Annotated in this window: 25 protein-coding genes; 13 read left to right on the forward strand and 12 right to left on the reverse strand. The window is 71.4% G+C overall.

What is annotated here, in order from left to right; genetic code table 11:
• Positions 1–30: 30 nt before the first annotated feature.
• The 4 genes from ACWIBS_RS02985 (at position 31) to cydC (ending at position 5966) form a co-directional block, all read left to right on the forward strand.
• Positions 31–1476 (forward strand): cytochrome ubiquinol oxidase subunit I, encoded by a 1446-nt coding sequence (locus ACWIBS_RS02985; RefSeq protein ID WP_376125393.1) that lies wholly within the window; start codon positions 31–33, stop codon positions 1474–1476.
• A gap of 8 nt (positions 1477–1484) precedes the next feature.
• Positions 1485–2519: a cytochrome d ubiquinol oxidase subunit II gene (gene cydB, locus ACWIBS_RS02990; protein WP_376125390.1), complete on the forward strand. Its 1035-nt coding sequence runs from the start codon at positions 1485–1487 to the stop codon at positions 2517–2519.
• A 70-nt stretch (positions 2520–2589) separates the two neighbouring features.
• Entirely contained in the window at positions 2590–4293 is a 1704-nt protein-coding gene (gene cydD / locus ACWIBS_RS02995) for a thiol reductant ABC exporter subunit CydD (RefSeq protein WP_376125388.1), read from the forward strand.
• Complete coding sequence (cydC, locus tag ACWIBS_RS03000; protein ID WP_376125385.1) at positions 4290–5966, forward strand: thiol reductant ABC exporter subunit CydC; 1677 nt, start codon at positions 4290–4292, stop codon at positions 5964–5966. Before cydD ends, cydC begins: the two co-directional genes overlap by 4 nt.
• 231 nt (positions 5967–6197) lie before the next feature.
• Here cydC and ACWIBS_RS03005 read toward each other — a convergent pair whose 3' ends face one another.
• From ACWIBS_RS03005 to glsA, 6 genes are read right to left on the reverse strand one after another with little or no spacing between them, the layout of a single operon-like run.
• A complete protein-coding gene (locus ACWIBS_RS03005) occupies positions 6198–7250 on the reverse strand; it encodes a sulfate/molybdate ABC transporter ATP-binding protein (RefSeq protein WP_376125383.1) in 1053 nt (350 codons plus the stop codon).
• Positions 7247–8056: an ABC transporter permease gene (locus tag ACWIBS_RS03010; RefSeq protein ID WP_376125381.1), complete on the reverse strand. Its 810-nt coding sequence runs from the start codon at positions 8054–8056 to the stop codon at positions 7247–7249. The genes ACWIBS_RS03005 and ACWIBS_RS03010 overlap by 4 nt, the downstream gene beginning before the upstream one ends.
• Entirely contained in the window at positions 8053–8862 is an 810-nt protein-coding gene (gene modA, locus ACWIBS_RS03015; RefSeq protein ID WP_376125378.1) for a molybdate ABC transporter substrate-binding protein, read from the reverse strand. The genes ACWIBS_RS03010 and modA overlap by 4 nt, the downstream gene beginning before the upstream one ends.
• A gap of 1 nt (position 8863) precedes the next feature.
• Positions 8864–9256 (reverse strand): TOBE domain-containing protein, encoded by a 393-nt coding sequence (locus ACWIBS_RS03020; RefSeq protein ID WP_376125376.1) that lies wholly within the window; start codon positions 9254–9256, stop codon positions 8864–8866.
• A 60-nt stretch (positions 9257–9316) separates the two neighbouring features.
• Positions 9317–10951 (reverse strand): MFS transporter, encoded by a 1635-nt coding sequence (locus tag ACWIBS_RS03025; protein WP_376125374.1) that lies wholly within the window; start codon positions 10949–10951, stop codon positions 9317–9319.
• A complete protein-coding gene (glsA, locus tag ACWIBS_RS03030; RefSeq protein ID WP_376125372.1) occupies positions 10948–11979 on the reverse strand; it encodes a glutaminase A in 1032 nt (343 codons plus the stop codon). The genes ACWIBS_RS03025 and glsA overlap by 4 nt, the downstream gene beginning before the upstream one ends.
• A 75-nt stretch (positions 11980–12054) precedes the next feature.
• On the opposite strand from glsA, the gene ACWIBS_RS03035 reads away from it, so the two are divergent.
• Genes ACWIBS_RS03035 through ACWIBS_RS03060 form a run of 6 tightly spaced genes read left to right on the forward strand, consistent with a single transcriptional unit; the run spans position 12055 to position 16035 of the window.
• On the forward strand, positions 12055–13170 hold the full coding sequence (locus ACWIBS_RS03035; RefSeq protein ID WP_376125369.1) for a ThiF family adenylyltransferase: 1116 nt from the start codon (positions 12055–12057) through the stop codon (positions 13168–13170).
• Positions 13167–14399, forward strand: a complete 1233-nt coding sequence (locus tag ACWIBS_RS03040) for a molybdopterin molybdotransferase MoeA (protein ID WP_376125366.1) — start codon at positions 13167–13169, stop codon at positions 14397–14399. The genes ACWIBS_RS03035 and ACWIBS_RS03040 overlap by 4 nt, the downstream gene beginning before the upstream one ends.
• Positions 14396–14872, forward strand: a complete 477-nt coding sequence (moaC, locus tag ACWIBS_RS03045; RefSeq protein ID WP_376125363.1) for a cyclic pyranopterin monophosphate synthase MoaC — start codon at positions 14396–14398, stop codon at positions 14870–14872. Before ACWIBS_RS03040 ends, moaC begins: the two co-directional genes overlap by 4 nt.
• A gap of 55 nt (positions 14873–14927) precedes the next feature.
• On the forward strand, positions 14928–15539 hold the full coding sequence (gene mobA, locus ACWIBS_RS03050; RefSeq protein ID WP_376125360.1) for a molybdenum cofactor guanylyltransferase: 612 nt from the start codon (positions 14928–14930) through the stop codon (positions 15537–15539).
• Entirely contained in the window at positions 15536–15802 is a 267-nt protein-coding gene (locus tag ACWIBS_RS03055; protein WP_376125357.1) for a DUF6457 domain-containing protein, read from the forward strand. The genes mobA and ACWIBS_RS03055 overlap by 4 nt, the downstream gene beginning before the upstream one ends.
• Positions 15802–16035 carry a MoaD/ThiS family protein gene (locus ACWIBS_RS03060; protein ID WP_376125355.1) on the forward strand — a complete coding sequence of 78 codons (234 nt, stop codon included), beginning with the start codon at positions 15802–15804 and terminating at the stop codon, positions 16033–16035. Before ACWIBS_RS03055 ends, ACWIBS_RS03060 begins: the two co-directional genes overlap by 1 nt.
• A 267-nt stretch (positions 16036–16302) precedes the next feature.
• Here the strand turns inward: ACWIBS_RS03060 and ACWIBS_RS03065 are convergent, their stop codons facing one another.
• The 5 genes from ACWIBS_RS03065 to ACWIBS_RS03085 all read right to left on the reverse strand — a co-directional run bounded on the left by ACWIBS_RS03065 (position 16303) and on the right by ACWIBS_RS03085 (position 22268).
• Positions 16303–16731, reverse strand: coding sequence for a molybdenum cofactor biosynthesis protein MoaE (locus ACWIBS_RS03065; RefSeq protein WP_376125352.1), 429 nt, complete (start codon positions 16729–16731; stop codon positions 16303–16305).
• Positions 16728–17207 carry a MogA/MoaB family molybdenum cofactor biosynthesis protein gene (locus ACWIBS_RS03070; RefSeq protein WP_376125351.1) on the reverse strand — a complete coding sequence of 160 codons (480 nt, stop codon included), beginning with the start codon at positions 17205–17207 and terminating at the stop codon, positions 16728–16730. Before ACWIBS_RS03070 ends, ACWIBS_RS03065 begins: the two co-directional genes overlap by 4 nt.
• Positions 17208–17216: 9 nt before the next feature.
• Positions 17217–19571 (reverse strand): FdhF/YdeP family oxidoreductase, encoded by a 2355-nt coding sequence (locus ACWIBS_RS03075; RefSeq protein ID WP_376125348.1) that lies wholly within the window; start codon positions 19569–19571, stop codon positions 17217–17219.
• A 97-nt stretch (positions 19572–19668) separates the two neighbouring features.
• Positions 19669–21570, reverse strand: coding sequence for a helicase HerA-like domain-containing protein (locus ACWIBS_RS03080; protein ID WP_376125345.1), 1902 nt, complete (start codon positions 21568–21570; stop codon positions 19669–19671).
• Positions 21571–21608: 38 nt separating this feature from the next.
• Entirely contained in the window at positions 21609–22268 is a 660-nt protein-coding gene (locus tag ACWIBS_RS03085; protein ID WP_376125342.1) for a phosphatase PAP2 family protein, read from the reverse strand.
• A 37-nt stretch (positions 22269–22305) separates the two neighbouring features.
• Here ACWIBS_RS03085 and ACWIBS_RS03090 point away from each other — a divergent pair, with 37 nt between their 5' ends.
• Positions 22306–22794: a nitroreductase family deazaflavin-dependent oxidoreductase gene (locus ACWIBS_RS03090; RefSeq protein WP_376125340.1), complete on the forward strand. Its 489-nt coding sequence runs from the start codon at positions 22306–22308 to the stop codon at positions 22792–22794.
• Here the strand turns inward: ACWIBS_RS03090 and ACWIBS_RS03095 are convergent, their stop codons facing one another.
• Positions 22795–24123: a multidrug effflux MFS transporter gene (locus ACWIBS_RS03095; RefSeq protein WP_376125338.1), complete on the reverse strand. Its 1329-nt coding sequence runs from the start codon at positions 24121–24123 to the stop codon at positions 22795–22797.
• A gap of 271 nt (positions 24124–24394) precedes the next feature.
• On the opposite strand from ACWIBS_RS03095, the gene ACWIBS_RS03100 reads away from it, so the two are divergent.
• Positions 24395–25111, forward strand: coding sequence for a DUF3105 domain-containing protein (locus tag ACWIBS_RS03100; protein ID WP_376125335.1), 717 nt, complete (start codon positions 24395–24397; stop codon positions 25109–25111).
• A 2-nt stretch (positions 25112–25113) separates the two neighbouring features.
• Positions 25114–25782 carry a DUF305 domain-containing protein gene (locus ACWIBS_RS03105; protein ID WP_376125332.1) on the forward strand — a complete coding sequence of 223 codons (669 nt, stop codon included), beginning with the start codon at positions 25114–25116 and terminating at the stop codon, positions 25780–25782.
• Positions 25783–25784: the final 2 nt, after the last annotated feature.

Here is a 25784-nt window from a genome sequence, read left to right on the forward strand (position 1 = left end):
GAACCGTGTGAGCGATCGGAGAACGCGACCGTGGATCTGCTGGACCCTCTGCTGCTGGCGCGATGGCAGTTCGGCCTGACGACGCTGTACCACTTCATCTTCGTTCCGCTGACGCTCGGCATGGCCGTCACGGTGGCGATCTTCCAGACCGCGTGGGTGCGCACAGGGAACCTGAAGTGGCTTCACCTGACGCGGTTCTTCGGGAAGATCTTCCTGATCAACTTCGCGATGGGCGTCGTGACGGGCATCGTGCAGGAGTTCCAGTTCGGTATGAACTGGTCTTCCTACTCGCGCTTCGTCGGTGACGTCTTCGGCGCCCCGCTCGCCTTCGAAGGCCTCATGGCGTTCTTCTTCGAAGCGACCTTCATCGGCCTGTGGATCTTCGGCTGGGACAAGCTGCCCCGCAAGGTCCATCTCGCGACGATCTGGATCGCCGCGGCGGGCGCCTGGATCTCGGCGTACTTCATCCTCGCGGCGAACGCCTTCATGCAGAACCCCGTCGGCTACCAGATGGCCGAAGACGGCGGTCGCGCCGAGATGGTGGACTTCTTCGCGGTCCTGTTCAATCCGGTCGCGCTCGCGGCGTTCCCGCACACGATCGCCTCGGCGTGCATGTTCAGCGCCGGCGTCATCATCGCGATCGCCGCGTGGCACCTCATGCGCCACCAGCACCAGGAGCTCATGCGACCCGCGCTGAAGTACGGCGGGTGGATGATGATCGTCTCCTTCGCCGCGACAGCGCTCTCGGGCGACCAGCTGGGGCTCGTCATGGTCGACACGCAGCCCATGAAGATGGCTGCGGCCGAAGCACTGTTCAACACGGCGTGCGGCGCGGATGCGTCCTTCTCGATCTTCACGCTCGGCACGCCAGACGGACAGACCGAGCTGTTCTCGATCCGTGTCCCGTACCTTCTCGCGTTCCTGTCGACCCACACCCTGACCGGATGCGTCGAGGGGATCAACGACCTCAACGCGGCGTACACGACCGAGCTCTTCCCGCAGTTCGCCGATCAGGTCGGCGGCAGCTTCGCCCCCATCCTGTGGGTCACGTACTGGTCGTTCCGCTGGATGATGGGCTTCGGCTTCCTCGCGACCGCCGTCGCGGTCGTGGGTCTGTGGGTGACCCGGAAGAAGGCCAAGAAGCCGCCGGCGATGTGGATGTGGCGCGTCGCCGTGTGGTCGGCGCCGCTGGCCCTGTTCGGCATCCTCGTCGGCTGGATCTTCACCGAGATGGGCCGCCAGCCCTGGATCGTGTTCAGCCTCATGCTGACGGAGGACGGCGTCTCGCCGAATGTGCCGGGCTGGAACGTCCTGATCTCGCTCGTGTCGTTCACGCTCATCTATCTCATCCTCGCGATCGTCGAGTTCGGACTGATTGTGAAGACGGTCAAGAAGGGCCCCGAGCCCGTTCCCGAACCGGGCTCGGAGGCCGCCGGGCCGACAGCAGTCGAAGACACGCCCACCACGGTGTACTAGGAGCTGACATGGATCTCGCCTACCTCTGGTTCTTCATCGTCGGATTCCTCTTCGTCGGCTACTTCGTGCTCGACGGGTTCGACTTCGGCGTCGGCATGTCCCTGCCGTTCCTCGGCAAGAACGACGTCTCCCGCCGGCAGGTCATCAACACGATCGGTCCCGTGTGGGACCTCAACGAGACGTGGGTCATCGTCGCGGGGGCCTGCCTGTTCGCGGCGTTCCCGGAGTGGTACGCGACGTTGTTCAGCGGCTTCTACCTGGCGCTGCTGGTCATCCTGCTCGCCCTCATCGTGCGCGGCGTCTCGTTCGAGTACCGGCACCAGCGCGACAGCCTGCGGTGGAAGCGCAACTTCGACCGCATGATCGTCATCGGCTCGGCACTGCCCGCGTTCCTGTGGGGCGTCGCCGTCGCCAACATCGTGCAGGGCGTCCCCCTCGACGCCGACCACGAGTTCATGGGAAGCCTGCTGACCCTGCTGAACCCGTACGGCCTGCTCGGCGGCTTGACCACGCTCCTGCTGTTCTTCACGCACGGCGTGTACTTCGTCGCGCTCAAGACCGACGGGCAGGTGTCGGCCGACGCCCGAAAGCTCGCCGTGCGCTCGGGCCTGGTGACGATCGTCGTCGCGGCGGGCTTCCTGCTGTGGACGATCGCCATGGCCTTCGACCAGGACCGTGACCTCGCCTGGCTCACGGTGCTGTGTTCGGCCGTCGCGGCGGTGCTGCTGATCTCGTCATGGGTGTCGAACCTCCGCGGTCGCGAGGGATGGGCGTTCGGCTTCGGAGCGTTCACGATCGTCAGCGCCGTGCTGGCCCTGTGGTTCGCGCTGTTCCCGTACGTCATGCCGTCGACGGTCGACCTCGCCACCAACAGCCTCACGATCGAGAACGCCTCGAGCACCGACTACACCCTGACGATCATGTCGTGGGCCGCGCTCGTCTTCCTGCCGCTCGTGCTGCTCTACCAGGGCTGGACGTACTGGGTGTTCCGCAAGCGCGTGCGCCGCTCGACGATCGAGAAGGCCGCCGCCGAGGTGCACTGAGCCCCGGCCCCGACCGGACCCGCTGCGGCGGCGGTCGACCACACGCGGACTGGATTAGGGTCGAGAAGGCATGAACGAGACGGACACGGCTCCTCCGCCCGGCCGGGCTCGCCCGATCGATCCTCGCCTTCTGCGGTACGCCTCGGCATCGCGCGCGTTCTTCGTCGCGATCGGCGCGATCGCCCTCGCCCAGACCGCCGTCATCGTCGCCTTCGCGTGGCTGCTGACGCGGGCCGTCGTCGGAGCGGTCGAGGGGATGCCGCCGGCCGAGCTCACGACGACGCTCGCGGGCCTCGCCGGCGCGGCCGCGGCGCGCGCACTGCTCGTGTGGGCCCGCGACGCCGTCGCGGCGCGGGCCGCCGCGCGGGTGCAGACGCAGCTGCGGACGGCACTGGTCGCGGCGGTCGGCGCGCTCGGACCCGAGTGGCTCGCGACGCGCAACTCCGCCGCGCTCGCGGTGACGGCCGGCCGCGGACTCGATGCCCTCGAGGCGTATTTCGGCCGCTACCTGCCTCAGCTCGTGCAGACCGTCGTCGCGACGCCGCTCATCGTCGCCGTCATGTGGTGGCAGGACTGGATCTCGGGCCTGACGGTCGTGCTCACGATCCCCCTCATCCCGATCTTCATGGTGCTCATCGGCCTCGCGACGCGTGCTGTCCAGCAGCGCCAATGGGCGACGCTGCAGCAGCTCGCGGCACGCTTCTCGGACACCGTGCAGGGATTGTCGACGCTCAAGATCTTCGGGCGCCAGCACCGGGCCGCGGCATCCATCGAACGCGTCACCGACGACTATCGCCGCGAGACGATGCGCGTGCTGCGGATCTCGTTCCTGTCGGGGTTCGCGCTGGAGTTCCTCGCGAGCATCTCGGTCGCGATCATCGCCGTGTCCATCGGGTTCCGCCTCATCGACGGCTCGCTCACGCTCGCGATCGGTCTGTTCGTGCTGCTGCTCGCACCCGACGCGTACCTGCCGCTGCGCCAGGTCGGAGTGCAGTTCCACGCTGCGGCCGAGGGCGTCGCGGCGACCGACGACGTCTTCGGTGTCCTGGATGCCGCGCACTCGCTCCGGGACGACGCGCCCGCGCGTCCGGCGACGGGGTCCGCAGCGCCGGCCCCCGCGGCCGCCGGGCCCGCCGGAGGGGCGCTGCTCACCCTGAGCGGTCTGCGCGTCCGGCGCGGCGACCGCATGCTGCCGCCGGTCGACCTGTCGGCCGCCCCCGGAACGGTCACGCTGATCGAGGGTCCGAGCGGTGCGGGCAAGTCGAGTCTGTTCGCCGCCCTGCGAGGAGCGGCCTCGTTCGACGGCGACGCCGCGTTCCGCGGCGTCGATGTGCGATCGCTCGCGCCGTCGCAGTGGCTGGCCTGGGCGGGGCAGAGTCCGGGCCTGGTGTCGGGCACGGTCGCCGACAACGTCACGCTCGGCGACGATGCACCCCTGACCGATCTCGTGTCGCGGTCGCTCGCGCTCGCCTGCGCCGACGACATCGATCCCGCCCTCGAGCTCGGCGTGCAGGGCGTGGGACTCTCCGGCGGCCAGACGCAGCGCGTCGCCGTCGCGCGGGCGCTGTACCGCCACCTGCGCGGCCGGGCCGACGTGATCGCCCTCGATGAGCCGAGTGCGGCGCTGGATGCTGCGACCGAGGCGCGCCTGTGGAACGGCATCCGCCGCGTGGCCGACGGCGGTGCCGCCGTGCTGCTCGTGTCGCACCGCGAGAGCGCGCGCACGATCGCCGACGCCGTCGTGCGGATGCACGCGAGCGAGGTGATCGCGTGAGACGCGCGTCGACGGACCCCGGCACGGCGGCGGTGCTGCGCGGCGCGCTGCCTCCCGCGCGACGGCTGTGGCCCGCGCTCGCGGCCGGTTTCGCCTCGGAAGCCTCGGCAGTGGCGCTCCTCGCGACGAGCGCGTGGCTCATCGTGCGGGCGAGCGAGATGCCGCCCGTCCTGTACCTGTCGGTCGCCGTCGTCGGCGTGCGCTTCTTCGCGCTCACCCGCGCCGTCTTCCGCTACCTCGAGCGCCTCACGGGCCACGACGCCGCACTGCGCCAGCTGGCATCGACGCGCGGCGCCCTCGTTCGTCGACTCGTGCCGCTGGCTCCCGATGGCCTCACCCGCGCGAAGCGCGGCAGCATCCTCGGCGCCCTCGTCGACGACGTCGACGAGCTGCAGAACCTTCCGCTGCGGGTCGTGCAGCCGCTCGTCTCGTCGGCGCTCGTCGCGATCGGCGCGGTCGTGCTCGTCGCGTTCGTGTGGTGGCCGGCCGCCCTGACCCTGCTCGCGTGCCTGATCGCTGCGGGACTCGTCGCGACGCTGTGGGGATGGGCGTCCGGAGCGAGGGCCGATCGCGCGATCGCCCCGCTGCGGGCGCAGCTCGCCGATGCCGTGCTCGACCACATCGGCAGCCTCGACGTGCTCGCCGCCTACGGTGCGGAGCCGGCCAGCCGCGCCCGCATCGCGAAGGCCGACGCGGCCGTGCGCAGAGCCGTCGTGCGCCGCGCCGGGGCACAGGCGGCGACAGCCGGGCTCGTCTCTCTTCTCGCCGGCGCCGCCTCGATCGCGGCCGTGATCGTCACGGCCCCGGCCATCGGCGACCTCGACGGCCCCTGGCTCGCGGTCGCCGTGCTCGTGCCGATGGCGACCTTCGAGGTGTTCACCTCGGTGCCCCTCGCGGCATCGGCGTGGCGTCAGGTGCGCGCTTCGGCGGAGCGCGTCGCCACGGCGGTGCCCGTCCAGGCTCCCGAGGGCATCGTGCGCGAGCATGTCGCCCCCACCGGCAGCGCGCCGCCGCTCGGCTCGGGTGTGCGTCTCAGCGGCGCGACGGTGCGCTGGCCCGGTGCCGCCGAGCCCGCGCTGCACGACGTCGATCTGGCGGTGCGACCCGGTGAGCGGGTGCTGGTGGTGGGCTCGAGCGGGTCGGGCAAGTCGACGCTCGCGCACGCGCTCGTCCGCTTCCTCGAGACCGACGGCGGCTACGACATCGGCGGACGCTCGGTGCACGACCTGGCCGGCGACGACGTGCGGCAGACGATCGGCCTGTGCGAGCAGCATCCGATGCTCTTCGACGAGGACATCCGCCAGAACCTGCTGTTCGCGCGCGAGGGCGCCTCCGACGCAGAGCTCCAGAACGCGCTCGAGCGTGTCGGGCTGGGTGCGTGGCTGCGCGAGCGCGGGGGCCTCGATGCGCGGGTCGGTGAGCGCGGCGGCCTGGTCTCGGGCGGGCAGGCGCAGCGCATCGCCCTCGCGCGGGCGCTGCTGCGCGGTTTTCCCGTGCTCGTGCTCGACGAGCCGACCGCGGGAGTGGACCCCGCGGCATCCGATGCCCTGCTGACGGATCTGCTGAAGGCCATCGGCGATGACCGTGCGGTCGTGCTCATCTCGCACGTGACGGTCCCCGCCGGCCTGGTCGACCGGGTGGTGCGCATCGAGCGCGGGCGAATCGTCGCCTGACGCACAAGAAGTGCGGTTCTTTCACACGAAGCCAGAAGGCGGAGGGTTTATCGCCGCGATCGCGGCGGGCCGGTGGAAAGATGAGCGACAGTGGAGGGAACTTCGCCCTAGAGGAGATCCCCATGCACACCACTGACACGCACGATTCGGACGCCTCCGACTTTCTCGCTGTGCCGGTCTGGTACGACCGTCACCCTTCGCAGGCCGAAGGCGAAGACTACTGACGCGCCCCTAGGACAGGCGCACATCCTCGGCAGCGACCCGCAGAACGACGTCGCGGCCTGACGCCAGGCCCAGATCGATCGCGCGATCGGTGGACACATCGATCGCGACATCCGGACCGACCACCCGCACGCGCACGCCACCGGGCGTCTGCTCGAGCCGCGCCACCCGCGCGAGCCACTCCCCCGTCTTCGCCGGCGACCCGTCGGTGCGCGCGATCTGCACGCGCGACGGTGCGAAGACGGCCGCCGCCGGTCCGTCGGCGATTCCGGATGCCGCGAACTCGAGGCCTCCCGCGACGAACCGCCCGTCGCGCACCCGGCCGGAGACGCGGTTGACCCCGGCGACCGCGGCGGCGAACCGGGTCGCCGGCACGGCGAAGACGTCCCGCACGGCACCGGCCTGCGTCACCGCACCGGCCTCGAGGATGACGAGGCGTGTCGCGAGGGCGACGGCGTCGACCGCGTCGTGCGTCGCGATGATCGCCGTCGTGCCGGTCGCGGCGAGCTGATCGTGCAGCACCGTGCGGATGTCGCCCGCCGTCTCGGGGTCGAGCGAGGTGAGCGGCTCGTCGAGCAGGAGCGCCGCGGGAGCCGTGGCGAGCGCCCGGGCCAGGGCGACCCGTTGCTGCTGGCCGCCCGACAGCTGCGCGGGCCGACGGGCGCCCATGCCCTCGAGACCGACGCGCGCCAGCCATTCGTCGGCCTCGACGCCCGCCGCGGCGGCGGAGACGCCCCTCACCCGACGACCGAACGCGATGTTGGCGCGGGCGCTCAGGTGCGGGAAGAGCCGTGGGTCCTGCCCCAGCAGCACGACGCGCCGCTGCGCGGGTGTCACGTGCGTCCGTGGCCGAGGCGCGGCATCCAGCACCCGATCGTCGAGCGTGATCCGTCCCTCATCGAGCCCCACGAGCCCCGCGAGAGCACCGAGCAGGGTCGATTTGCCCGCCCCGCTCGGTCCCATGAGGGCGATGACCTCACCCGCCGCCGCGCGCACGTGCGCCTCCAGACGGAACCCCGCCCGCTCGACCACGACGCGCGCGTCGAGCGCCTCACCCGTCATCCGGGGGCCTCCGCACGCCACGCGCGGACGAGGAACAGCACCGCGACCGCCGTCACGAGCAGCAGCAGCGACAGCGCGACCGCCGTGCCCTGCGAGACGCCCGCGCCGTTGAACGCCGTGTAGATCGCGAGCGGCATCGTCTGCGTGACCCCCGGCGCGTTCCCGGCGAACAGCGCCGTCGCGCCGAACTCTCCGATCGCGCGCGCGAAGCACAGCACGATTCCGGCGACCAGCCCGGGCGCCGCCAGCGGCAGCGTCACGCGAGCGAGGATCGTCCACCGGTTCGCACCGAGCGCGGCGGCCGTCTGCTCGTACCCGACACCCGTCGTGCGCAGCGACCCCTCGAGCGCGAGCACGAGGAACGGCAGCGCGACGAAGGTCTGCGCCAGCACGACGGCGCCGGTCGTGAAGGGCACGCGCACGCCCCACTCGCCGAGCAGCCCGCCGAGCCAGCTCGTGCGACCGAAGAGGAACAGCAGCGCGACGCCGCCGACCATCGGCGGCAGGACGAGCGGCACCGTGACGACGGCGCGCAGCAGCGCCGCCGTGCGCCGGCCCGCCCGCGCGATGACGAGCGCGAGCGGAACCCCCAGCACGACGCACACGACCGTCGCGATGAGGCCCGTGAGCACCGACAGCCCGAGCGCCGACAGCGCTTCGATCGAGGTGATGTCGCTCCACAGCGTCGACCACTCGACGCGCAGCACGAGGGCGCTGAGGGGCAGGACGAGCAGCCCGGCCCCGATGACCGCGGGGACGGCGAGCACACGCGGAACGAACCCTCGCGCGTCGCGACGATGGGTCACGGCGATCCGAAGCCGAGCGCCGAGAGGACGGCGCGGCCGTCATGGCTCAGCACGAACGCGACGAACGCGGCCGCGGCGGCGGGGTTCGCGGCATCCGTCATCACGGCGATCGGATAGCGGTTGACGACGTCGTGCGCGCCCTCTGCGTCGACGACCTCGACGCCGGCGACATCGCGCACATCGCTCGCGTAGACGAGTCCCGCGTCGGCCTCGCCGATCCTGACCTTGGCGAGCACAGCGGTGACGTTCTGCTCGAGGCTCCCCGCGGACACCGTGACACCGGCGTTGCCGAGCAGCGTGCCGGATGCCGCACCGCACGGCACTTCGGCAGCGCACAGCACAACGGTGAGATCCGGGTCGGCCAAGCTCTGCAGCCCCGTGACGCCGCCGGGGTTGCCCACCGGGACCGCGATGACGAGGGTGTTCGTCGCGAAGAGGGCGGGCGCCGCGGCGAGATCGCCGATCCTGTCCATCGTGACCTCGTCGGCCGAGGCGAAGACGTCGGCCGGCGCTCCCTCGATGATCTGCCTCGCGAGAGTGCTGGATCCGTCGTAGACGACCGGGCGCACATCCACGGACGGATGCCGCTCCTCGAAGAGCGCCGCGAGCTCGTCGAACGCCGTGCCGAGCGACGCCGCCGCGTAGATCGAGAGCTCACCGGTCAGCTCGGGGCCGACGCCCTCGACCGGCGCCGAGGGGGCACGGGGGTCCTCGTCGGCGGGGCGGGCGCCCCCGCTCGCCGCGCAGCCGGTGAGCGCCACGAGTGCCGCGACGGCGAGGACGACGGCGAAGCGGGAGCGCGCCACGTCAGACCTTCGGGGTTTCGACGATGACGTTCGTGGCCTTGACGACGGCGACCGCGAGGGAGCCGGGCTGCAACGCGAGGTCGCGCACCGCCTCGGCCGAGAGCAGCGAGACGACCCGATGCGGCCCCGCCTGGATGTCGACTTGCGCCATGACGCCGTCGACCTGCACGCGCGTGACGAGCCCGACGAAGCGATTGCGCGCACTGGAGAGCACATCAGTGGGGTCGGATGCCGCATGGGCGAGCTCGACCGCGAGCGCCGCGAGCTTGTCACCCGGCACGCGGGTGGGGGTGTCCCCCGTGGTGGGAAGAGTGCCCGCGTCGATCCACCGGCGAACCGTGTCGTCACTCACCCCCACCAGACGAGCGGCTTCAGAGACACGATAGCTGTCCACGCGGTGAGACTATCACCGCATCTGCGGATGAATACCCCTGAATCATCCGCACTTGCGTGATCAGAGGCCTTCCGTGGCCTCGCCCGTCGCGACCGACTCCGGGATCTCACCCGGCCGGAACCGCGGCAGCCTGCTGGCGGGCAGGATCGCCACGGCGCTGACGCCCGCGAGCACGAGCAGACCGAGCTTGAGCGCGCGCAGGCGCGCCTCCTCGTTCACGACGATCGCGGCGTCGACCTGGGCGGGCGTCGCATCTGTGGTCTCGAGCACGTCGCGCAGCCGATCGTTGCTCACGAAGTTGGTGCGATCGAGATCGACCTGCTCGACGAGCTGCGGCGGCAGCTCGGGATGCTCCGCGAGCGCCGAGACGACGTTGACGCTCAGGATGCCGACCAGCAGGGCGCCCGCGACGGCCGTGCCGACAGCGGACGCGAGATTCTGCGTCGTGCCGCGCACCGACCCGACATCGCCCGCGAGCTCCTTCGGCGACGCCGTCACCAGGACGTTGAAGACGAGGGTCACGAGGGCGCCCTGACCGACGCCGAAGACGAACAGCCCGAGGATCGTGGGCAGCGTCTCCCAGTTGTTGGTGACGACCACGGCGAGCCACACGAGCGCGATCGTGGTGAGGCCGAATGAGAACATGCCGATCGTCCGCGGCGGGAACCGGCGATAGAACCGCACGACGAGCATCGCCGTGACGAACACCGTGAGGTTGAACGGCAGCATCGCGAGCGACGTGTCGAAGGGCGTGCGACCCTGCACGATCTGGATATACAGCGGGATCGCGAAGTTCAGCGCCGCCTCGAGTCCGACCACGACGAACATCGCAGCCACGGCCGCGCGCTCACGCGACGAGGCGAACACCGACAGGCTCACGAGCGGGACCTTTCCGGCCTTCGTCCGGCGGCGCGTCCACACGAAGAACAGCTGCACGAGCACGATGCCGACGACGACCAGCACGGGTGCCGGTGACAGACCGACGACGTCGAACGGGGCGTCCGCCTCGGCCGTCACGAGGCCCCAGGCGTTGAGGTTGTTGACCCCGAGCGTGAGGGCGACGATGCCCAGGCCGATCAGCAGCGCCCCGACGACGTCGATCGTGATGTCCCGGTTGCCCCGTGCGCTGCGCAGGCGGAAGCTGAGCGCGAACACCGCCACGGCGAGCACGAGCACGACGACGAACACCTGCCGCCAGCCCACGAACGTCGCGAGCGCTCCTCCGATGAGGAACGCGCTGACGCCGGCGAGCGCGCGTGCCGACCCGAGGGACCCGATCGCGGTCTCCTGCTGCCCGCCGCGGTAGTTCTCGGCGATGAGCGCGACGAGCGAGGGGACGATGATCGCCGCCGATGCGCCCGCGAGCGCCTGCGCGAGGATGACCCACTCGACGGAGGGCGCGAACACCATGAGCGTCGCCGAAATCGCGAAAAGCGCGACGACGACGCGGAACATGACGACCCAGCCCACGCGCTGCCCGATCTTCGCCCCGACCATGACGAGCGCCGCGACGACGAGTCCGTACGTGACGATGGCGGTGCTGACGTCGGTGGGTGGGACGCCGAAGGTGTCGACCATGCCGCCCAGCGACACCGGGAGCGCCGAGACGTTGTACGACATCAGGATCTGCGCGAGGAAGAGGCCGATCATGGGCACCCACGATGCGCGGGTCTCGTTCGCGGCATCCGTCTTCATCGTGCGCTTCCCTCCGCGCTGCGTGCGGACCGGTGCGGGTCGGACGCGAAGACGTTCAGGCCCAGCGCGCGGGACAGGTACGCCGTCGCGATCTGCCCCCGTACGCTGTTGCCCGCGCTGTCGAGGGGCGGTGAGAACGCGCCGATGCCGACCTTGCCCGGTGCGATCGTCACGAGACCGCCCGAGACGCCCGACTTGCCCGGCAGGCCGATCTCGAACAGCCACTCGCCCGATCGCTCGTACAGGCCGCTCGCCGCGAGCACCGCGAGGGTGTCGCGGCAGACGTCGGCGGCCACGACGCGTTCGCCCGTGATCGGGTTCACGCCGCCGTCGGCGAGAGTCGCGCCCATGACGGCCAGGTCTCGCGCGTCGATCAGGACGGAGCATTGCCGCGTGTACACGTCGACGACCTCGAAGGGGTCCTCTGTGATCCGGCCGTAGCTTTCGAGGAGCTGCGCGATCGCGCGGTTGCGGTGGTTCGTCGCCGTCTCGGACCGGTAGACCTCCTCGTCGACCTCGAGAGGCCGGCCGGCGAAGCGCGACAGGCCTGTGAGGATGCCGGCCCACTTCTGGTCGGCGCTCTCCCCCGGCATGAGCGCCGTCGTCGCGATCGCGCCGGCGTTGACCATGGGGTTGCCGGGGTGTCCGTCGCCGAGCTCGATCGCGAGCAGGGAGTCGAAGGCGGCGCCGGTGTTGTTGACGCCGACGACGTCGAGCACCTTCTCGTGACCGAGCTCGTCGCACAGCAGCGCGTAGACGAAGGCCTTCGAGATCGACTGGATCGAGAAGAGCGCGCGGGTGTCGCCCGCCTCGTGCGTGCCGCCGTCGACATCGACGACGCACACTCCGAAACGGCGCGGATCGGCAGCCGCGAGCGCGGGGATGTAGTCGGCGACGTGCCCCTCATCGTGGCCGGCGGCCCGCTCGTGCGCGGCAGCGAGCACATCGTCGATGCGGCGCCCCGCGGGCACCTCGCCGGTGTCGACGACCTGCTCGACGTCGGCGACATCCAGTTCGCTCTCGCGCACGATCCCGAGACTAGCGGCGCTGTTCGCGCGCCGGAACGGCCTTCGTCGCAGCGGATGAGCCGTACCCTGGCTGCTATGGCGATTCCTCCCCTCGTCGAGCCCGTCGACGTCCTCGACGATGCCGAGGCCCTTCGCACCGCACGTCACCGCGTGCTCGCGGGATTCGGCGACATCGCACAGCGGCGGCTCGCCGCGGCGCACGTCGCCGTGGTCGGCGCCGGAGGCCTGGGCTCTCCCGTCGTGCTCGCCCTCGCCGGCGCCGGGGTGGGCACCATCTCGATCGTCGACGACGACCTCGTCGAGGCATCCAATCTGCAGCGTCAGGTCATGCACCGGGTCGCCGACATCGGGGCGCGCAAGGTCGACTCGGCCGTGCGCATCGCCGCAGATCTGTCCCCCACGACGCGCGTGCGTCCGATCCACGAGCATCTGACCCTCGCCAACGCCGCGGAGCTGCTCGCGGGCGCCGATGTCGTGATCGACGGAACGGACACGTTCGAGACACGCGAAGCCGTCGCCGCCGGATGCGACGCGCTCGGCGTGCCGCTCGTGTGGGGCGTCGTGCAGGAGTTCCACGCTCAGGTCACGGTGTTCTGGTCGCGTCCGCCCGAGGGCGTGCCGACCGTCGGCCTGGCGGACCTGTACCCGCCGGGCTCCATGGGCGGCGTCCCCAGCTGTGCGGCCGTCGGTGTGCTCGGCACCCTGTGTCTGCAGACGGGCAGTCTGCTCGCCACCGAGGCGATCAAGCTCCTCACCGGCGTCGGCGAGCCGGCCCTCGGGCGCGTGCTCGTCGTCGATGCCCTCCGCGGCCGCGTCGACGACGTGCCGCTGCGGCCCGCGCGGTCGACCGCCGCACCGGTCGCCGCCGATCCGGCGCACCCGGGCCGCGTCCCGCCCGCGATCCCCCAGCTCGATCCCGAGCAGACGCGCGCCGCGCGGGCCGCGGGGGCCACGCTGGTCGACGTGCGCGAACCGCACGAGACGGCGCTGGGCACGATCGACGGCAGCATCGAGGTGCCCTTGGCGACGCTCCTGTCCGAACCGGCGCTCGCGGGCGCCGGTCCCGTCGTCGTCGTGTGCCAGGTCGGGGCGCGCGCGCAACGCGCCGCGCACACCCTCGTCGCCGCCGGCATCCCCGCGTCGGTCCTCGCGGGCGGCATCGAGGCGTGGCAGCGCGAGGAGCCGGTGTGAGCGCGCTGCGGTCGATCGCCGACCACCTCGCCGCCGTCCTGACCGCGGTCACGCCCGTCGACGCCGGGATCCACCCGGTGAGCCGGGCTCACGGGCGGATCCTGCGCGAGCCGGTGCGAGCGGCCGTCGACATCCCGGTGTTCGACAACTCGGCGATGGACGGGTTCGCCGTGCGCCACGAGGACGTCGCCGCCGCATCCCCGGAGTCTCCGATCACCCTGAGCGTCGTCGCCGATGTCCCCGCCGGAACCGCCCTGGATCCGCCTCTCGCACGCGGCGAGGCGGCGCGGATCATGACGGGCGCTCCCCTGCCCGCCGATGCCACGGCGATCGTGCCCTTCGAAGACACCCGCGGCGGGCTGGCCGACTCCCTGGGCGAGATCACCGTCCTGAAGGCTCCGAAGGCGATCGGCGCGCACATCCGGCGTCGCGGCGAAGACGCCCTCGCCGGCGACGAGCTGATGCCCGCCGGAGTGCGGGTGGATGCCCTGCAGGCCGCGGCGGCGGCCGCCGCCGGGGTCGCCATGGTCGCCGTGAGCCGGCGTCCGCGCGTGGCTGTCGTCTCGACGGGTTCCGAACTCGTCGCGCCGGGCTCCGTCCTCTCGCGCGGGCAGATCCCCGAGTCCAACAGCGAACTGCTCGCCGGCCTCACCGCCGAAGCCGGCGCCGACGTCGTGCTGCGAACGAGCGTGTCCGACGACGGCGACGGACCGCGTCACGCGATCGCCGAGGCCGAACGGCTCGGCGCCGACGTCGTCGTCTTCTCGGGCGGAGTGAGCGCGGGAGCATACGAGGTCGTCAAGAATACGCTGGGCGACGTCATGACCTTCACGAAGATCGCGATGCAGCCCGGCAAACCGCAGGGTTTCGGCCGCACACCGTCGGGAATCCTGCTGTTCGGGCTGCCCGGCAATCCCGTGAGCGCCGCCGTGTCGTTCGAGGTGTTCGTCAGGCCCGCCCTGCTGGCCCTGCAGGGTGCCGCCGCTCTCGCGCGCCCCGTCCTCACGATCGCCGCCGCGAACGGATGGCGCACGCCACCGGGCCGAACCCAGTACCTGCCCGTCGCGATCGATCGCACCGACCCGCGAGCCTGGCGCGCCGTGCCCGTCACCCGTGGCGGCTCGCACCTGGCGGGTGGTCTCGGGCGCGCCGACGCGTACGCGGTCGTGCCCGCGCACGTCGGGGCAGTCGAGGCGGGAGACCTCGTCGATGTCATGCTGATCTCATGAGCTTCACGCACCTCGATGCCGCGGGCCACGCCCGCATGGTGGACGTCACCGAGAAGCAGCCGACCATCCGCTCCGCGACGGCGCGCGGGCTGGTGCGGTGTGCGCCCGAAGTCGTCGCGGCCCTGCGCGACGGCTCGGTCCCGAAAGGCGACGTGCTCGCCGTCGCCCGGATCTCGGGCATCCAGGCGGCCAAGCGCACGCCCGACCTGCTGCCGCTCGCGCACGTCATCGGCGTGCACGGCGCGACCGTGGACCTCGCCATCACCGATGAGGGCGTCGCGATCGAGGCCAGCGTGCGCACCGCCGACCGCACCGGCGTCGAGATGGAAGCGCTCACGGCCGTGACGGTCGCGGCACTGGCCGTCGTGGACATGGTGAAGGCGCTCGACAAGGGCACGTCGATCGAAGCCGTGCGCATCGTGCGCAAGACGGGCGGGAAGAGCGGCGACTGGGTGCGGCCGGGCGAAGAATGACCCGTCCGGCGGTGCGCCGAGCACAACGGCGTCGCCGACGAATGGTCCCTACACGATGACCACGTTCGGCGCCATCCTCGTCGCGGGCGGACGCGCCTCACGCGTCGGCGGCGCGACCAAGCCGCTCTTCGAGGTCGGCGGACGCACACTCCTCACGACGGCCGTCGAGGCCGTGCACGCGATCGACGCCGACCCCGTCATCGTCGTCGCCCCCGTGCTCGACACGGCTCTGGCCGTCACGTGGGTGCGCGAGGACCCGCCCTTCGGCGGACCCGCCGCGGGCATCGTCGCGGCGCTCGAGACGTGGCCGGAGGGGAGCGACCCCGACTGGACGGTGCTGCTCGCATGCGACCTCCCCTCGGCCGACGCCGCCGTGCAGCGGCTCGTGACGGACATGATGCTCCTCCCCGCCGACATCGACGGCGTGTGCCTCGCCGACGCGTCGGCGCGTCCGCAGTGGCTCATCGGCGTCTACCGCACGGCGAAGCTGCGCGCGGCGGCATCCGCTCTTGCGGACCGCGGGCGGGACGCCCCCGTGCGCGCCCTGGTCGACGATCTCGCGCTCGCGGTGATCAGCGTCGCTGACGCGCTCACCCGCGACGTGGATACGTGGGAGGATCTTGCCCGAGCCCGATCCGAGCGCACACCGACCGAGGAGGCACCGTGAGCGAGTCCCGCACCCTTCCCCCCGAAGCCCTCGACGACTGGGCGACGGCGCTGCGTGCGCAGTTCGATCTCGCGCCCGAGGATCTGCCGATCGCGCTCATCCTCGACCTCGCGCGGGATGTCGCGGTCGGTGTCGCGCGCCCCGCCGCTCCGTTCAGCGCGTTCGTCGCGGGCCTCGTCGCGGGACGCGCGGGCGGTTCCCCCGCCGACACGCGCGCGGCCGTCGAGACCATCACGGCCCTCGCCGCGGACTGGGAGGCATGATGTCGCGCGTGCGCTACTTCGCCGCCGCCGAGGAGATGGCAGGCGTAGCGGAAGAGACCCGTGGCGAAGCGACCCTCGGCGACCTGCGCGCCGCCCTCGCGACCGAACGGCCCGGGCTCGGCGGCATCCTTCCCCGCTGCGCCGTGCTCGTCGGCGGCTCCCGCGTCGACGACGACACGCCACTCGGCGCCGACGACCTCATCGACGTGCTGCCGCCCTTCGCGGGCGGCTGACCGGCGACCGGCGCGCGTCGCCCGTCGCCCCTGACGTCGAGCCGTACCGTTTCCGCCGAACCCGACGTCGACGACGTTCGGTTCGACGGGAAGGGTCAGGTTCGATGAAGCGACCGAGCGCCCGAGCGACCGAGCGACCGAGCGACCCAGCGTCCGAGCGCCCGACCGACCGAACGCCCGCACGACCCAGCGACCGAGCGCCCGAACGACCCAGCGCCGAGCGCCCAGCGCCCAGCGGCAGAGACGCCGCCCGGAGCGCACCGACGGTCAGCCGCCGATGCCCTTCCACGCGGTCGTGCCGTCGGACTCGACCTGGCGCTTCCACACCGGCAGCTCGCGCTTGATCGCCTCGATGACGTCGCGGCAGACGGCGAACGCCTCGGCCCGGTGGGGCGATGCGACAGCGATGACGACCGCGAGGTCTCCGACCTCGAGCCGGCCCACCCGATGCGACACGGCGACGATCGCCTGCGTCGAGCCGATGCACGATGAAGCGATGCCGTCCAGCGTCGCCTCGGCGTCGGGATGCGCGCTGTATTCGAGGGCGACGACGGCGGTTGCGGCATCCGGATCATGATCGCGCACGCGGCCGATGAAGGTCGTCACGGCACCCGCGGTCGGGTCCTCGACAGCGTCGAGGTGCGCGGCGATGTCGAGAGGATCGGCGCTGATGCGCGCGAGACGGACAGCGCTCATGCGTGGTCTCCTCCGGCGAGCTGGTCGATGACGTGCCGCGCGACGGAGAGCACGACGGGGATTCCGGATGCCACGGCCCCCGGCGACCCGGGAAGGTTCACCACGAGCGCCCCGGCCGACACCCCCGCCCGGCCGCGCGAGAGCATTCCGGCCGGCTTCTCGAGGACGCCGATGCGGCGGATCTCCTCGGCGATCCCCGGCACGTCGCGCTCGATGACGCGCGCCGTGCCCTCGGGAGTCTCGTCGCGGGGCGAGAGGCCCGTGCCGCCCGTCGTGACGACGAGTGCGGCGCCGTCGGCGAGCGCTGCGCGCAGCGCCGCCTCGACGGTGTCGGCGCCGTCCGCCACGACGACGGCGTCGCCGCACGCGAACCCGGCGTCGCGCAGCGCCGCGACGGCGATCGGTCCGCTCGCGTCGTCCCGGACGCCGGCCGCCGAACGATCCGAGACGGTCACGACGACGGCGAGGTGCGGCATCCCCTCAGCCTACGATCCACGTCGCTGAAGTCGCACGACGACCGACTTCGAGGTCGGCGTGCCACTGACGTCGGCGACCGAGTCGAGCGGCACGAGGACGTTCGTCTCGGGATAGTACGCCGCCGCGTTGCCGCGCGGCGTCGGATACGCCACGATGCGGAAGGCCTCGGCCGTGCGCTCCTCGGTCCGCCCCGCGGCATCCGTCCACTCGGACACCAGATCGACGATCTCACCGTCGGCGAAGCCGAGGTTGCGGATGTCGTCGGCGTGCACGAGCACGACGCGGCGGCCGCCGTGGATGCCCCGGTAGCGGTCGTCCTTGCCGTAGATCGTGGTGTTGTACTGGTCGTGCGAGCGCAGCGTCTGCAGCAGCAGGCGCCCCGGCGGGATGCGGGGATACTCCAGCGGATTGACGGTGAACCGGGCGCGCCCATCGGCCGTGTCGAACCGGCGGGCATCGCGCGGACCGTTCGGCAGCCGCAGCGTCGCCCCCTTCGCGATGCGCGCCTCGTAGTCGTCGAACCCGGGCACGACGCGCTCGATATGCGTGCGGATGCGCGCGTAGTCCGTCTCGAGCGCGGCCCAGTCCGCTCGGGGCGCGTTGGCTCGCACCGGCCGGCTCCCCTGCGCCCGTGGCGCCTCATCGCGCGCGCCGAACAGCAGCTCGCACAGCCGCGCGACGATCGCGACCTCGCTCAGCATGTCGTCGGCGGGCGGCGCGAGGCGCCCGCGCGAGGCGTGCACGGCGCCCATCGAGTCCTCGACCGTGACCCGCTGCTCGCGCCCCGCCCGCCGGTCGCGGTCGGTGCGGCCCAGCGTCGGCAGGATGATCGCCCGTCGACCGGTCACGACGTGGGAGCGGTTGAGCTTCGTCGACACCTGCACGGTGAGGTCCACCCGCGCCATCGCCTCCTCCACGACCGCCGTGTCGGGCGTCGCCGAGATGAAGTTGCCGCCCATCGCCATGAAGAACCGCACGCGTCCGTCGCGCATCGCGCGGATCGCCTCGACCGTGTCGTAGCCGTGCTCGCGCGGGGCGCTGAAGCCGAACTCCGCGTCGAGGGCGTCGAGGAAGGACGCCGAGGGCTTCTCGTAGATGCCCACCGTGCGATCGCCCTGCACGTTGGAGTGACCGCGCACGGGGCACACTCCCGCGCCCGGGCGCCCGATGTTGCCCTGCAGCAGCAGGACGTTCACGACGTCGCGCAGCATCGGCACGGAGTGCTTGTGCTGCGTGAGCCCCATCGCCCAGCACACGATCGTCGCCTTCGAGGCCCGTACGGCCTCGCCGACGCGGCGCAGCTCGGCTTCGGACAGGCCCGTCGCGGCGACGAGGTCGGGCCACGCGGCATCCGTCATCGCCTGTCGGTACGCGTCGAAGCCGCTCGTGTGCTGCGCGATGAAGTCGTGGTCCAGCGCATCGGTCGCCGGGTCCGCCGAAGCCTCGAGCAGGTGCTTGCCGATCGCCTGGAAGAGCGCCTGATCACCGCCGAGCCGGATCTGCACGAACTCGTCGGCGAGCTTCGTGCCGCCGAGGATCATCCCCTGCACGGTCTGCGGATTCTCGAACCGGACGAGACCTGCCTCGGGCAGCGGGTTGACGGCGATGATCGTCGCGCCGCGCTTCTTGGCCTTCTCGAGCGCCGACAGCATGCGCGGATGGTTGGTGCCGGGATTCTGGCCCGCGATGATGAGCAGATCGGCCTCGTGGACGTCTTCGATCGAGACGGTGCCCTTGCCGATCCCGATCGTCTCGGTGAGCGCCGAGCCGCTCGACTCGTGGCACATGTTCGAGCAGTCCGGCAGGTTGTTCGTGCCGATCCCGCGCACGAGCAGCTGGTACAGGAACGCCGCCTCGTTCGAGGTGCGACCCGACGTGTAGAACGCCGCCTCGTCCGGGTCGTCCAGCGCCGCAATCGCGTCGGCGATCTCGCGCAACGCGTCATCCCACTCGATCGGCCGATAGTGCGTCGCACCCTCGTCGAGGATCATCGGATGCGTCAGTCGCCCCTGCTGCCCCAGCCACCAGTCGTCGTGCCCGGCGAGCTCGTCGATCGAGTGCGCCGCGAAGAACTCCGGCCCCACGCGGCGCAGCGTCGCCTCCTCGGCGACGGCCTTCGCGCCGTTCTCGCAGAACTCGGCGAGATGGCGCTTGTCCTCTTCGGGCCATGCGCACCCCGGACAGTCGAACCCGTCCTTCTGATTCACCCGCAGGAGCGTCTGCGCCGAGCGCACGACACCCATCTGCTCGGCGGAGATCTGCAGCGCGTGCAGGACGCCGGGTATGCCGACGGCCACGCGCTTGGGCTTCGAGACGCGCACGCGCGATTCGTCGATGTCGGACACCGGGGGCTTCTTCACCATGCCCCCAGGCTAGGACCTCCCGGGAGCGTCGGGCTCGCGCTCAGCCGGCGGGTGCCCGCGCGGGAGCGCGCCCCGGGATCGGCACGGTTCGGGGCCGTCAGCGGCGGCCCGTGCCGAAGATCCCGCGGATGACACCGTCGAGGACAGTCCGCGTCGACCGCGATCCGAGGATCTGCTCGAGCCCGGATTTCGGCGCCCGGCTCGAGGTGCGGGCCGAGCCGCTCGTCTTCTTGAGGAGCCGCTCGTACTCCTTCTGGGCCCTGCGGTCGGCATCCGCCTGCGCTTTGTCGATCGCCGCCCGCTGCCTGGCGAGCTCGGCGTCGATCTTCGCCTTCTCCAGCTCAGCCTCGGCTGCGGCGGCCGCGTCGTCGGCGGCGCGCATCTTGGCGGCGAGGATCTCGCGCGCCGATTCCCGGTCGATCGGTGTGCCGTAGGCCGCGAGCAGCGGCGACGCCTTCACGGCCGCCTCGATCGCGGGATCCGGCGTGGGCGACATGAGGCCCTGCGGTGCGCGCAACCGGGTCCAGGCGACGGGCGTCGGTGCGCCCTTCTCGCTCATCACCGTCACGATGGCCTCGCCCGTGCCGAGCTCCTGCAGCACGCGCTCGAGGTCGTAGCCGGACTTCGGGTAGGTGCCGACCGCCGCGCGAAGCGCTTTGGCGTCGTCGGGCGTGAACGCGCGCAGCGCGTGCTGGATGCGCGACCCCAGCTGCGCGAGCACGTCGGCCGGCACGTCCTTCGGGGTCTGCGTCACGAAGAAGACGCCGACGCCCTTCGAACGGATGAGCCGGACGGTCTGCGTGATTGCGGCGATGAAGTCCTTCGAGGCATCCGTGAACAGCAGGTGCGCCTCGTCGAAGAAGAAGACGAGCTTCGGCTTGTCGAGATCGCCGACCTCGGGGAGGATCTCGAAGAGCTCGGCGAGCAGGTACATCAAAAACGTGGAGAACAGCGCGGGCTTGTCGATGACACCGGGCACTTCGAGCAGGCTGATGACACCGCGGCCGTCGGGCGCCGTGCGCAGGAAGTCGCGCACGTCGAACTCGGGTTCGCCGAAGAAGACGTCCGCGCCGTCGTCGGCGAACGTGATGAGCTGGCGCAGGATGACACCCGCCGTCGCCGCCGAGAGGCCCCCGAGCCCCTTGAGCTCAGCCTTGCCGTCGTCGCTCGTGAGATAGCTGAGCACGGCCCGCAGATCGGACAGGTCGACGAGGGCGAGCCCGTTCTGATCGGCGTAGTGGAAGACGAGGCCGAGGCTCGACTCCTGCGTCTGATTGAGCCCGAGCACCTTGCTCAGCAGCAGGGGGCCGAATCCGCTCACGGTCGCGCGCACCGGAACGCCCTTGCCGACACCGCCGAGGGCGAAGTACTCCGTGACGGATGCCGCGGGGGTCCAGTCCTGGCCGATGGCCCGGGTGCGCGCGAGGAGCTTGTCGCTGGCCTCGCCCGGCGTCGCGACACCGGACAGATCCCCCTTGATGTCGGCGGCGAACACGGGGACGCCCTTCGCCGCGAGCTGCTCGGCGAGGCCCTGGAGCGTGCGCGTCTTTCCTGTCCCGGTCGCGCCCGCGACGAGGCCGTGACGGTTCGTCATGGCGATCGGGATGCGGATCTGCGCCGATGCGACGGGGTCGGTGTTGACGAGGGCGCCGAGCTCGAGCGTCTCGGCGTCGAACGTGTATCCCTGGACGATGGCAGCGACGGCTGCGTCATCGAGCGGGCCGGTCGCCGCCGGTTGCGGTGGGGCGCCCTCGGCGACCGTCGACAACTCAGGAGAATCCGGCGGTTTCGGCGCCCGCGGCTCGTGGGCGGTCGATTCATCCGGAGCACCGCGCACCGGCGACTCGGCGGGAACCCCCGCCCGGGCCTTCGCGGCCTCGGCCTCGGCCGCGGCGAGCGCGGCCCTCGCCTGGGCGACCTTGAGCTGGGCCTCGGCGGCTTCCGCCTCGGCCCGCAGGCGTGCGAGTTCGGCTTCGGCGACGGCGTCCGGCTCGGTCATGCGCACAGCCTAGCGACGCGCCGCATGCGTCCCCCGGCCTACCGCCCGACCGCGAGGCTCGGCCGCGGTTCTTCGCGTGCGAGGAGCCGCCACATCGCGGCAGCGACGATGAGCGCCGCCCCCGTCCCGAGGAGCGCGCCGCCGGCGGTGTCGCTGAGCCAGTGCGCGTGCAGCACCGTCCGGCTGAGCGCCATGAGCAGCACCCACGCCACTCCCAGAATCAGGACAGCCACGCGCGGGAAGAGCACGACGAGCGCCGTCGCGAGCGTCGCGGCACCGGCCACGTGCCCCGACGGGAACGAGCCGAAATCGGTGATGATGATGATGTCCTCGGGCCGGTCCCGGCCGAACACGCGCTTGAGCACCTGCACGAGCGCCGCCGACGCCGCCTGCGCCAGGATGAAGTACGCGGCCGACCAGGGGCGTCGCACCAGAAGCAGCACGAGGGCGCCGCCGAGCGGCACGACGAGGACGGCGAACCATCCCCCGCCGAGAAACGCCATGACGAGCGAGAAGCTCGACAGCGCTGAGCCTTCGGCACCCGCGAGGACGCCGTTCCACCACGCGTCGACGGCGAAGGGTCCGTTGCCCTGCGCGAGCACCCACGCGCCGAGCGCGCACGAGAGCGACACGAGCACGAGTCCCCACACGAGGAACGGCACCGTGGGCGAGGCGACGTTGCGTTGCTCAGCCGGCATTACCCCATTGTGCCGGGCCGGATGCGAGGATGCTGCCATGATCCGCGTGCTCGACATCGTCCGCGCCATGATCGCCCCGCTCACACGCACACGTGCGTTCCGCGCCGCCGGGCCGCGGCTCATGCCCCGGCTCGAGCGCGCCTTCGCCCGGATCACGGGGGGCCGCGTCCCGATCAGCGGGCTGCTCGTCCCGTCGCTCGTGCTGCACACGACGGGCGCGCGTTCGGGCGAGCCCCGCGACGCGGCGCTCATGTACACGCCCGACGGCGAGGGCCGTGCGATCGTCGCGGGCACCAACTTCGCCGGCGGACGCCACCCGGCCTGGACGACGAATCTCCTCGCCCACCCCGACGCGGCCATCACCGTGCGCGGCAGACGGATGCCCGTTCGAGCCGCGCCGATCCCCGATCACGAGAAGGATGCCGCGTGGGCGCGGATCGAAGCGCAATGGCCCGGATACCGCTCGTACGAGCGCAGCTCGGGTCGCGTCGTGCGACTGTTCCGGCTGCAGCCCGTCCGCCGCTGACTACGGAGCGAGCTGCCCGACGGTGCGGGGACGCACGATGAGCCACAGCGCCAGAACGGCGATCGCCGAGCAGCCGACCATGACGGCGGCCATCGTCGTGGCCGTGATTCCGGCGTCGTTCGCGATCCACCCCACGAGCGGCGAGACGAGACCCGCAACGCCGAAGTTGGTCGCTCCGATGATCGACTGCGCCGTGCCCGCGGCTTTCCCGTGCCGGTCGAGCGCGAGCACCTGCACGCACGGGAACGTGAAGCCGCACGCCGTCATGAAGACGAACAGCGGCACGACCGTGCCCCACAGTCCGAGCCCGAGCTGATCGGTGACGACGATGGCGGATGCCGCGGCCAGGAGCACGACGGTGGACCACGCCATGACCCACTGCGGGCCGAAGCGTGCCGCGAGGCGCGACGCCGTCTGCACGCCGATCACGACGCCGACGGAGTTGGCGGCGAAGAGGAGCCCGTACTGCTGGGGGTCGAAGCCGTACGTCCCCTGGAACAGGAACGACGATGCCGACAGGTACGAGAACAGCCCGCTGAAGGTCATGCCCCCGATGACGAGGACGCCGAGGAACACCCGGTCGCCCAGCACGCTGCGATACCGCTGCCACACGGTCGTCGTCCCCTTCTCGCTGCGCCGCGCGGGCGGCAGCGTCTCGGGGATGAACACGACGGCCGAGATCAGCATGAGCGCGCCGTAGGCGGCCAGCACGATGAAGATGCCGCGCCACGGCATGACGAGCAGCAGCGCAGACCCGGCGAGGGGCGCGAGCACGGGGGCGACACCCGACACGAGCGCGAGCCGCGACAGCATCACGACCAGCCGCCGTCCGCCGAACAGGTCGCGCACGACAGCGGCTGCCACGACGCCGCCCGCGGCAGCCCCGGCTCCCATCAGCACGCGCGTGACGGAGAGCAGCTCCAAAGTCGGTGCGAAGGCGGCCGCGGCGCTCGCCACGACGTGCAATGCCGTGACGGCCAGCAGCGGGATGCGCCGGCCGACCTTGTCGCTGAGGGGCCCGACGATGAGCTGGCCGAGGGCGAAGCCGATCATCGTGCCCGTGAGGGTCAGCTGGATGGCGGCCGATGTCGTCTGGAAGTCGGCCTCGAGCACGGGGAAGGCGGGCAGGTACAGGTCGATCGTGAACGGCCCGAGAGCCGTGAGCGCGCCCAGCAGGATGATGTAGAGCACGCGGCGACGCGTCGAGATCGCGTCGCCGGGATGCAGGACGACCGGCGCGGTAGCAGGATTCGACCCGAGGGTGCGGATCGCGCCGGTCGTGGGTGGCGGCGTCGAAGGGACGACGGGAACGGACGCGGTATCGAGCAAAGTTCTTCGTTTCAGAGGCAGCGGCGCGGCGTCCGGGATCCGGCAGGGGCGCGAGGGCATCGTCGGTCGGCTGTCACAGCGATGGCGACAACGTCGATCGAATCGATTCGAGCTTTCATGATATCGGATGCCCACCGGCCGACCGTGCATACCCCGCGATCGGACTCAGACGATCTGCGGCCGGTTCCCAGGACTTCCATCACATGCACCCGCATAGGATTGACCCGTCCGCATCCCGCGCCAGACCCGGCGCCGAGCCGAGAGCACTCGCATGTCCCCGACTCCCCCGTCCCCGTCCGAGAAGCGCACGAGCGGGAACCCCGCGACTCAGGCGAAGATCGACCTGACCGTCAAGCAGCAGCGTGAGCAGAAGCGGCAGGAGAAGCTCGCCGAGTACCAGAAGCAGCTCGCGAAGCGCAAGCGCGGCAAGGTCGTGTGGTGGACCGTGGGATCTGTCGGAGCCATCGCCGTGATCGGCGCGATCGTGGCGTCCTTCGTCTTCGCTCCGCCCCCGCCTGCGTCTTACACCGCAGGCAGTGAGGGCGCCGAGATCGAGGGCGTCGAGACCTTCACCAACACGACGACGCACGTCGAGGGCGTGGTGGAGTACGAGCAGAACCCGCCGGCCGGCGGCCCGCACAACGCCGTCTGGCTCAACTGCGGCATCTATGACGAGCCGCAGCAGAACGAGAACGCCGTGCACTCGCTCGAGCACGGTGCGGTGTGGATCACGTACGACGCCGACCTCGTGCAGGGCGAGGACCTCGACCTGCTCAAGAGCAAGCTGCCCTCGAGCTACGTCGTCCTGTCCCCCTACGAAGGTCTCGACACCCCCATCGCGCTCAGCGCGTGGAACCACCAGCTCAAGGTCGACGAGGCCGCCGATCCCCGCATCGAGGAGTTCCTCGAGGAGTACTGGCGCTCCGACCTCGTCCCCGAGCCCGGAGCACTGTGCTCGGGCGCGATCGACGGCCCCGGCAAGCAGTAGCCGTGACCGGCACGGCGGAGCCCGCGAGGGGAGCGAGACGCTGGGTGCTCATCGCCCTGGCGGTCATCGCGATCGCGGCCGTCGCCTTCGCGATCGGTCGATTCTCGACCTTCGGGCAGGCGGCATCCGTCGCCCTTCCCGATACCAACTCGCCCGAGGCGGGATTCTCTCGCGACATGCAGGCGCATCACACTCAGGCGATCGAGATGGCGATGGAGATCTACCGCAAGACCGACGACGACGAGTTGCGCATCCTGTCGTACGACATCGCGACGGCGCAATCGGCGCAGCGCGGGGAGATGTACGACTGGCTCGTGAAGTGGGGGCTGTCGCAGTCCGACGGCGCCATGATGGTGTGGATGGCGCCGCTCGGCGACGGCCACGTGCACGGCGACGGGTCGCCGCTGAGTCCTCAGGAAGCGGATGCCGCGATGGGGATGGCGACCCCCGAGCAGCTGACCGCCCTGCGCGATGCGACAGGGACCGAGGCCGACTGCCTGTTCCTCGAGCTCATGATCCGACACCACGAGGGTGCCGTGCCGATGGCGCAGGCCCTGCTCGACCTCGGCTCCGAGCCGCGCGCGCTCGCCGTCGCGCAGAGCATGAAAGATGGCCAGACGGCCGAGCTCGACGCCATGCGGTCGATGCAGGCCCGCCTCGGCTGCTCCTGACC

The organism is Microbacterium sp. NPDC055442 (assembly GCF_053644215.1).